Origin of the sequence: Methanoculleus sp., assembly GCF_035363275.1 — an archaeon.
Classification (GTDB): Archaea; Halobacteriota; Methanomicrobia; order Methanomicrobiales; family Methanoculleaceae; genus Methanoculleus.
Genome location: NZ_DAOSET010000079.1, coordinates 1 through 7,020, shown reverse-complemented (window position 1 = coordinate 7,020; position 7,020 = coordinate 1). Strand labels below are relative to the sequence as shown.

6 protein-coding genes are annotated in these 7,020 nt (G+C 64.3%); 2 read left to right on the top strand and 4 right to left on the bottom strand.

The features are described from left to right. Positions 1-516, top strand: a 516-nt coding sequence (argB, locus tag PLN84_RS12190; protein WP_348532114.1) for an acetylglutamate kinase, incomplete at its 5' end; no start/stop codon positions are given. A gap of 10 nt (positions 517-526) precedes the next feature. Here the strand turns inward: argB and PLN84_RS12185 are convergent. Continuing rightward, positions 527-811, bottom strand: coding sequence for a chorismate mutase (locus PLN84_RS12185; protein WP_292384107.1), 285 nt, complete (start codon positions 809-811; stop codon positions 527-529). 87 nt (positions 812-898) lie between these two features. On the opposite strand from PLN84_RS12185, the gene PLN84_RS12180 reads away from it, so the two are divergent. Continuing rightward, positions 899-1,489 carry a site-2 protease family protein gene (locus PLN84_RS12180; RefSeq protein ID WP_348532113.1) on the top strand — a complete coding sequence of 197 codons (591 nt, stop codon included), beginning with the start codon at positions 899-901 and terminating at the stop codon, positions 1,487-1,489. 19 nt (positions 1,490-1,508) lie between these two features. On the opposite strand, the gene PLN84_RS12175 is transcribed toward PLN84_RS12180, so the two are convergent. The 3 genes from PLN84_RS12175 to PLN84_RS12165 all read right to left on the bottom strand — a co-directional run bounded on the left by PLN84_RS12175 (position 1,509) and on the right by PLN84_RS12165 (position 6,975). Further along, a complete protein-coding gene (locus tag PLN84_RS12175) occupies positions 1,509-5,543 on the bottom strand; it encodes a PAS domain S-box protein (protein ID WP_299954139.1) in 4,035 nt (1,344 codons plus the stop codon). 197 nt (positions 5,544-5,740) lie between these two features. Next, positions 5,741-6,367 carry a flavodoxin family protein gene (locus PLN84_RS12170; protein WP_292384113.1) on the bottom strand — a complete coding sequence of 209 codons (627 nt, stop codon included), beginning with the start codon at positions 6,365-6,367 and terminating at the stop codon, positions 5,741-5,743. Then, positions 6,364-6,975 (bottom strand): flavodoxin family protein, encoded by a 612-nt coding sequence (locus PLN84_RS12165; RefSeq protein WP_292384114.1) that lies wholly within the window; start codon positions 6,973-6,975, stop codon positions 6,364-6,366. The genes PLN84_RS12170 and PLN84_RS12165 overlap by 4 nt, the downstream gene beginning before the upstream one ends. Between the last annotated feature and the right edge of the window lie 45 nt (positions 6,976-7,020).

Below are 7,020 nucleotides of genomic sequence, written 5' to 3'. Positions count from 1 at the left end.
TCCGGCAACGACGGCAACCTCCTCATCGCCCGGAAGATGGAGCCCCAGCGGGTGAAGGTCGGGGAGGTCATGCAGGAGGTGGACCTCGGCCAGGTCGGCGAGATCGAGGAGGTCGACCCCGAGGTGCTCCACTGCCTCCTCGCCCAGAACTACATCCCGGTCGTGGCCCCGATCGCCATCGACCGGCAGGGCCGGAGCCTGAACATCAACGCCGATACGGCGGCGGCCGAGATCGCGATCGCTCTTCGCGCGTTCAAGCTGGTCAACCTCACCGACGTCGACGGCGTGATGGATGCCGGCCGGACGATGGTCTACCACCGGCTCGCGCTCACTGAAGCGGAGGCGATGATCGGCGAGGGGGTCATCGCCGGGGGGATGATCCCGAAACTCGAAGGCTGTATGAAGGCGGTCAGAAACGGTGTTACGAGCGCCCACGTCGTGAACGGCAACAAAGAACACAACCTGCTCCTCGAGCTCTTCACCGACCAGGGTGTCGGGACGATGCTCACCCAATAACCCTTTTTTCTCACGGCAGGTTGCCGTCGCCGCTGCACTCCCGCTGCCGCTCCTCGCTCATATCGACCAGGATCTCAAAGATCCGCCGCACGGCGACCGGGTCGATCCGGCTCTCGACGGCGTAGGTGAAGACCCGGTCGAGGACCGCCTTGCGCTGCGGGCCGTCGTGGATGGGAAGGCTCTTCTCCTGCTTGATCCGGGCGACCTCGGCCGCGAGTCTCTGCCGCTTTGCAACCAGATCGACGATCTTCTCATCGATCTCGCGGATATCGTTCCTGACGGCGTCAAGGGACATACTCCATGGTTGGCCGCGGCCGGGGAATAAACCTGACGGCCCGGGGAAGCGAAAGGTATTATCGTGCCGGCACAAACCTGGTACCGGATGCTGCAACGTCTACCGCCACGCGAGCGCCGGGACCTCCTGATCGCGTGGCTTGCCATATCGATCGCCTTCACCCTGCTCTACGTTCGGGGCGGAGTGGACGTCAATACCTTCCTCCTCCTCTTCGTGATGTCGCTCGTCACGGTGGGGGTCGCCTTCGTCCTCCACGAGCTGGCGCACAAGTTCGCCGCCATGCGCTACGGCTACTGGGCCGAGTTCAAGAAGGACAACCAGATGCTCCTCATCGCCGTGGTGATGGCGGCGCTCGTCGGGGTCGTCTTTGCGGCGCCGGGAGCGACGTATGTCTACGGGAACGCGACGAAGGGGGAGAACGGGCGGATATCGGCGGCGGGGCCGATCACGAATCTCGTCCTCTGCATACCCTTCGCGGCTCTCGTGCTGCTCTCCGGCGGCGGGCTCCTCGGCCTCGTGGGCCTCGTCGGGCTCCGGGTCAACGCCATGATCGCCACGTTCAACATGCTCCCGATCAGCGTCCTCGACGGGCGCAAGGTCCTCGCCTGGAGCCCGGCCGTCTTTGCCGTCCTCATCGTCGCCTCCGGCGCGCTCCTCTTCTGGTCCCTCCTCCTCTGAGGGATCGGCCCACCTGTTTTCAGGATCGTCTCAGCGAAAACCGGAACGCCGCACCGCATTCCGGCCGGCCCGGCACCCGGTCGCCGACCCGGACCCGGCCGCCGTAGCGTGATACCAGCATCCGGGTGATATAGAGACCGAGACCCTGCCCGCTCTTCCGGTGCTTGCTCTGCCCGAACCGCATGAATATGGACTCTTTCATCGCGTCGGGCACCCCCGGCCCGGTATCCTCGACGGAGACCTGGACCTCGCCGTCCCGCGCCTCCACCCGGATCGTGATCTCGACCGCCGGGCCCCCGAACTTGATGGCGTTCCCGATCAGGTTCGTGAAGACCTCGGAGAGGAGTGCATCGGCCATGACCGCAAGATCCGTGCCGTCATAACAGAAGCGGATCTCCGGGAACATCCCGATCTCCTCGCGGATCACCCGATCAAGGTCGACCGGCCCGAGTACGGTCGACTCCTGGTGAATCCGGCGGATCGTCGAGACGTTTCGCAAGATCTCGATGCTCTTCCGGATGCTGGCCTGGAGTTTCTGGGCATACCCCTTCGTCTCCCCGTCAAGCGTCTCGACGAGGAGATCGGTGTAGAGGCCTGAGACGTTCTCGGCGTTCCTGATGTCGTGGCTGAGGATATCGAGGTAGAGGTTTGCCTCCCGTTCGGCCATCTCGAGCTGCCGGATCAGCATGGTGCGCTCGACGGAGGTGCCGATCTCCCTCCCTATGGCCGTAAGAAGAGAACGGTCGGCGTCCGTGAACCGGCCGCCGCTCTCGGAGACCACGTTCAGGGCCCCGATGATCCTGTCGTGCGCCATGATCGGGATGCTGGCGTAAGGGTGCGGTGTCTCGCCGCCCTCCCCCGGGTGATCGTCGTAGAACCGGGGCTCTCCTGCAACCAGCACATCCGCATAGGGCGGAGCGGCGATGTCCGGGATGCACGGCCGCGCGGGGAAGCCTTCCGGCAGCCCGTACGTGCAGACGAGCCTTGCCCTCTGCCTTCCGGGCTCGACCAGATAGATGCCGCCGCCCGCAAGGTCGAGGAGGGCGAGGGTCGCCGCAAGTACGCTCTCCAGCATCTCGTCGATATCCGTCGCGGACGTCGATACCCCGATGATCTGGTTTAAGACCGAAAGCGCCCGGTTATGGCCCTTGATCTTCGCTTCGGCCTCTTTCTGGCCGGTGATATCGGTGAGCGAGGCCGTGATGCAGATGGGAACTCCGTCGCTGTCCCGGACCAGGGTCCCGGAGAACATGGCATAGAACGTCGTCCCGTCCCGCCTCCTGCCGATCCGTTCGCCGGTGTGCCGGCCGGTGCGGACGATCTTCCGGAGTGCGTTTATGGCGTTCTCCTCGTTCTGCCAGAGTTCCGTGACCCGCTTGCCGAGAACCTCGGCTGGAGAGTCGTAGCCCCACATGGTGAGAAACGCCTGGTTGACGTAGGTCAGGCGGCCGTCAGGATCGGCGATGGTGAACGCGCTTGAAGATGACGCGATTGCCATATCCCGGATCCTGAGTTCCCGCTCGGCCTCTTTCCGCCTGGTGATATCGATCCCCGACCCCATCGTGCAGATCGGCCTGCCCGCTTCATCGGTGACGACGGAGAGGGCGAGCTGCATGGGGAAGGTCGATCCGTCTTTTCGTCGCGATTTCACCTCCCCGGACCAGGCGCCGTTCCGGACGAGTTCCTCTCTGATCCGGTTCATCTCTCCCGGGTCCCCCCAGAGCACCGAGACCGGCTGCCCGACGATCTCCTCCTCCTCCCACCCGTGTATGGCGAGGGAGGCGCGGTTGGCGTAGATGATCTTCCCGTCGTGGTCGGAAAGAGAGATCCCTTCGAGCGCCGACGCTATCGCCATATCCTTGATCCAGAGTTCGAGTTCGGCCTGCCGTTGCCGGGTCACATCGCGGAGGAAATAGAGCCTCCCGGTAATCCACCCGGAATCGTCGTTCAGGGTGCTGAGCGTCTCGTCGACGAATATGACCTCTCCGCCCCTCTTGTGGTGGCTGACGACGCCGCGCCAGGTTCCGGATGATTGGAGAGCGTTTTTCGCCGCCTCCTCGTCGTCCGGGCGGGCCCACTCGATAGTGAAGAGTTCCGAGGTGTGCCGGCCGAGAGCCTCGCCAGAAGGAACGTCGTAAAGCCGTTCTGCTGCCCGGTTCATGAAGATGATCCGCCCCTCTGCGTCGGCCGCGATCACGGCGTCCTCCACCTGCGAGAGCACCCGGGCCTGGAACCGGAGTTGCTCTTCGGCCCGCTTCCGGCCGGTGACGTCGCGGCTGATCCCCAGCAGGCGCCGGACGGTCCCGTCGCTTCCCGGCGTCGGGATGAGGCGTGTCTCGAGCCAGAAACCTCCCGCCTCCCCCGGGATCAGGGTCTCATCGCTGAAAGGCCCCCCTCCTTGCTCTGCTGCGGCCAGGAGCGCCGCGATCCACCTCTCCGCGACGTCGGGCGGAAACAGTTCCCTGATGTTTTTTCCCTGCAGTTTCTCCGGATCCGTGCCGAGCAGGCGGCCGCCGGCACTGTTCACGTAGTGGACGATCCCGTCACTATCGACGAGGAAGATGACGTCCGGCGCCAGTTCCGCAAGCGTCCGGTAGCGCTCCTCGCTCTCCCTGAGCGCCTGCGCCATGCGCGTCTCCTCGGTGATATCGACGGCGGTGGCCATGATGCAGATCGGGGTTCCCGAGTCATCCTTGAGAATGGTCGCGGTAATATGGGCGGTAAATTCCGTTCCGTCGGCTTTTTTGCCGGTCAGTTTCCCGGTACACCTGCCGCGCTCCGCAAACGTCGCAAGCGCCCGCTCGACCTTCGCCGGCTCTACCCAGAACTCCGTGAGATGCCGGCCGAGAACCTCTCCAGGGTCGGTCAGCCCGCCCATCGCGAGCAGTGATGGGTTGACATGGGTGATAGTGCCGTCGAGGTCGGCGATGGCGATCGCGGCAAACGACGACTCAAGCGACACCTTCCCGATCAGGAGTTCCTTCTCCGCTTCCTTCCTCTCCGTGATATCGGAGTGCGTCCCGGCGATCCGGAGCGGCGTCCCGCTCTCGTCGCGCGTGACCACCTGGAGCCGGTCGAGCACGTAGACCCATTCCCCCGATGCGGACTTCATCCGGAACTCCATCTCGCAGCGGTCGCGAACTCCTGCGGCCATCCCGGCGAGCGCCGCCTCCACGCGGTCGCGGTCCTCCGGATGAACGAGCGCGAGAATCGTGGGGATCGTGGGCACGAACGCCCCCGGCGCGTAGCCGAGCATCGTGAAACCCCGGGGACTGTAAAATATTGCGCCGGAACCGACGTCCCAGTCGACCAGCCCGTCGTTTGTCGCCGAGAGCGCGAGGTTCAGCCGCTCCTCGCTCTCCTGCAGCGCCCGCTCCGCGCGTCTCCGCCCGGTCGCGTCGAGGAGCGACATCACCGAGCGGTTCGTTCCCGGTATCAGGCCGATGGTGACCTCGACGACGTGGATGGTGCCGGAACGGTCGACGAACGAGAAGGAGTAGTTCATCGGCGCGGTTCCGGGTTCCTGTCGGCGGAGGGCGTGATACCCTGCGATCCGTTCTCGCTCGTCGTCGGAGGCGATGAACTCGGTCAGCCGCTTTACCCCGACGATCTCATCCCGCGAATACCCGGAGAGCCGCTCGAACTCCGTGTTCGCGAGCGTTATGGTGCCGTCGCCTTCGATCAGGATCGTTGCCGTCCCGGTATACTCGACGATCTTCTCGTAGTCGTCCGGTGTTTTGCGAAAGAAGAGCAGCCAGCCCTCGCCGGACGGCGCCCTTCGGCCCGAGCAGCGGTACCGCTCCCCCCTTCCGTCCGGGGCGCGGAGCCGGCACTCGAACTCCGGGATCCCGTCCCCGGTCGCGCTCCGGACCCGCCCGGCGACCTCGTCGACAACCTGTTCCGGTTCGCCCCCGGTGAGCCGGCGGAAGGCCGCGTTCGCCAGGATGACGGTGAGGTCTTCACCGACGAGGAGGATCCCGAGGTCGATCGCGTCGAGTATCCGGTACTCCGGCAATATACTGCAGGGATCTTGTGGTGGCTCGACGGGGGTCACATACAGGTCCTTCCCTTCTCCTCGAGAGCATTATATACTGCTACTGGAGGTGAATTCAATGGGGTTTTATTAAATGGTTCCGGTTTCTTATCGGGGAAAGATCTACTTGATTCGTTTATTACACGCTGTCCTGAACCCCCGACCCTGATCGGCGTGCGGGAAAGGTTATTGATAGTTGCTCCCCGGAGAGGAAACGATCAGGCCCCGGGCTCCTCCGCGATCTGCATTTTCCTGATGAGGACGACCACACTCCGCCCTTTCTCCCGCGCCTCGGCGAGCGCGGTGGGATGCCCCCCAACCCCGCCGTAGCGGTCCATGTCGTTTGCGATGACGTTGTCCCAGTACTCGAACCCGGTGGTGTTGAAGAACGCCGTGAGTGCCGGAAACGCCGCGTCGAAGACGTTCTCCCACCCGAGCCCTGCGGTCGATACGAAGATCCCCTTGTGGTGGCGGATGTGTTCGTCCGTGAAGTAGAGGTTCTTCAGGATGAACTTGCGCGCCCAGAAGTACTGGGCCCGGTCGATCAGCCCCTTCGCCTCCGCCGTGATCCCCATCGAGTAGATGGGCGACGCGAGGACCAGGACGTCGACGGCGGTTATCTTCTCCAGGACCGCCGTGAGGTCGTCGCTGATGACGCAGACCCCGGTCCGGTGACAGGCGTTGCACCCCCGGCACGAGGTGAAGTCGAGCTGCCGGAGGACGACCTTCTCGACATCGCCTCCCGCCTCGCGGGCACCCTCGAGGACGGCGTCAAGCAGGGTCTCGGTGTTCCCGTGCCGCCGGGGGCTCCCGGAGATCCCGAGGACTTTTACGGTCTCGCTCATGCCACGCCCACTTCCCGCAGGTGTCTGACGACCTCCCGAGCCAGAGCCGCTGCGTCGGCCTTCGCGGTCGGGTGGCGCTCAATCGCGCCCTTCTCGTCGACGCCGTTCACCATCAGGTACCGGATATCCGTATTCCTGATATCGACGACGTGAAAGAGGCACTTCACCGATGGGATCGCTGCGTCAAAGACGTAATCCCAGTTCTGTCCGGCGGTCGATAGGAAGATCCCGACTCGCTTCCCCTTCCGCTCCGGCGGGACGATCGGGAGGTGGAGAACGTACTTCCGGGAGCGGAAGACCTGGGCCCGGTCGACCAGCGCCTTCGCCTGGGCGCAAAGCCCCATGCAGTAGATGGGGGATGCGAGGATGATGCAGTCGGCCGCGATGATCCGGTCGTGGAGGTAGTCCATGTAGTCCCGCTGGACGCACCGGTTGAGCGTCTCGCAGACGTTGCACCCGCGGCAGGGCCTGATGTCGGCCTCGGCGACGACGATCTTTTCAACCGCAGCCCCTTGCTCCTCCATCGCCGCGAGCACCCAGTCGAGGAGGATCTCGGAGTTCCCGTGGCGGCGGGGGGAAGTCGCAAACGCGAGGACGTCAATGGTCATATACTGAGTATGTCGGCCCGAAGGCAAAAAAAGTACAGGTTAGAG

Excerpts from the sequence above, each read along its gene's own strand:
- PLN84_RS12185 (WP_292384107.1), bottom strand. The coding sequence starts at position 811 with ATGTCCCTTGACGCCGTCAGGAACGATATCCGCGAGATCGATGAGAAG.
- PLN84_RS12180 (WP_348532113.1), top strand. The coding sequence starts at position 899 with ATGCTGCAACGTCTACCGCCACGCGAGCGCCGGGACCTCCTGATCGCG.
- PLN84_RS12170 (WP_292384113.1), bottom strand. The coding sequence starts at position 6,367 with ATGAGCGAGACCGTAAAAGTCCTCGGGATCTCCGGGAGCCCCCGGCGG.
- PLN84_RS12165 (WP_292384114.1), bottom strand. The coding sequence starts at position 6,975 with ATGACCATTGACGTCCTCGCGTTTGCGACTTCCCCCCGCCGCCACGGG.